Annotated in this window: 1 protein-coding gene; it reads right to left on the bottom strand. The window is 54.2% G+C overall.

All coding sequences use genetic code 11. The features are described from left to right. Positions 1-37: 37 nt before the first annotated feature. Positions 38-1569, bottom strand: a protein-coding gene (locus AU074_RS25865; protein WP_256576972.1) for an IS3 family transposase whose coding sequence is annotated in 2 segments (ribosomal slippage) — positions 38-1128 and positions 1128-1569 — 1533 coding nt in all. Because the reading frame shifts where the segments join, the coding sequence is not laid out codon by codon here. Positions 1570-1640 lie beyond the last annotated feature (71 nt).

Here is a 1640-nt window from a genome sequence, read left to right on the forward strand (position 1 = left end):
CGGTACGTGTCAATGTATCTGTCGCCTTACTACTGTTTTAGCAAGCCATTGCGGCCCTAGCATCCGGTCGCTCCGGGTTCAGATAAACAGCTTCTGCAAGCTGCCAGTTACGTGTGTTCCCGCTCCAGCGGCTGGGATTAGCCGCTTTAGCGGACTCGTACAGATCCTTGCGGGCTAGCAGCAAGGCCAGCGCCTTACCCTCGTGGCGCTCGTCCGGCGTCACGTACTTCAAGGCGCTATGGCGGTGTTCTTCGTTGTACCACTCAACAAATTTCTGCACCCATAGCCTTGCTTGAGTCAGTTCGTCAAACGGCTGGTCTGGCCACAGCGGGCAATATTTGGCTGTGCGGAAAAGCGCTTCGGCGTATGCGTTATCGTTGCTAACCCGAGGGCGGCTGAAGGAAGGTTCAACACCCAGCGAGATCATGCTTTCACGCAGCAGAGAGCCTTTCATCACATGCCCATTGTCCGAGTGCAGCACCAACGGCCGACCCGCAGTACGCTCGCGCAAACATCCCTTTTCGAGTAGTGCGCAAGCATGTTCTGAACACTCGGACTCATGTACTTCGTTGGTCACCAACTTGCGGCTGTAGATGTCCTTGACCATGTACCAGTAGTAAAAACGGCCCTTGACGGTGGTGGGTAACCACGTGATATCCCAACACCACACCTGATTAGGGCCATCCGCACGATGCGTGGTCAAAACTCTGCGCTTGGGCGCCTTCGCTCGACCACGGCGTGTGTTCTGATTCGCTTCTTTCAGCACCCGATAGAACGTGGATTCCGATGCCAAGTAAATGCCTTCGTCCGCTAGTTTTGGGACAATTTGATGCGGCGTCAGACTCGCGTAACCAGGTTGATTGGCGGCATCCAAAACAGCCTGACGCTCTTGAGCGCTAAGTTTGTTCGGCGGTGCTTCGCGCTGGACTGTCTGGCGCCTGTCTACTTCGCAGGTTCGCCAGCGCTGGACTGTCCGCAGGCAAAGCCCAAGTTCATTACACGCCCGAAATCGGCGTGCCCCATTGGCTACTGCTTCGGCGATCAGCCCTAAAACCTGTATACGATCGGAGGCGCTGATCAGTCTTCCTTGTCCTTGCCCCAGATCGCATTGGCTTTTTTTCTGAGCTCCAGCAAAGCCACCGCCTCCTTGTGATCAGCATCAGAGCGAAGCAATTGCCGCTCAAGCTCCTTAATTTTTGTTTGCTCGACGGTTTGCTTCTTAGTGGGCTGAGGATCAATTGCAACGTTGGCGTTCTGGCAGGCCAGGCGCCATTGTTGAATCTGCTCAGGATAAATGCCTTTGATTCGGCAGTATTGAGAAAGCTCAACCTCGCTCAACGGTGCGGTTTCCATGACGGCATTAAACTTATCGGCACTGGACCACTGATCACTTGTCTTGTTATTGCCTGGAACGACCAAACCTTTATCTCTAGCCATTTKTCTCCAATCTCGCAGTGACTGTGGGGTGACGCCGATTGCAACGGCGAGTTCTGCCACCGCTCGATTAAGGGGCGGCATCATTTGCAGAACCGCCCAATCCTTGAAGTCATTGTCATAACGTTTCGGCATTGCCAAACACCTTCGCCCCCTTGAATGATTGAGTCAAACATCAGAGGTGACAGATAGGCTGACACGGGGGG

Source organism: Pseudomonas sp. ATCC PTA-122608 (assembly GCF_001952855.1).
In the GTDB taxonomy this organism is placed as follows: Bacteria; Pseudomonadota; Gammaproteobacteria; order Pseudomonadales; family Pseudomonadaceae; genus Aquipseudomonas.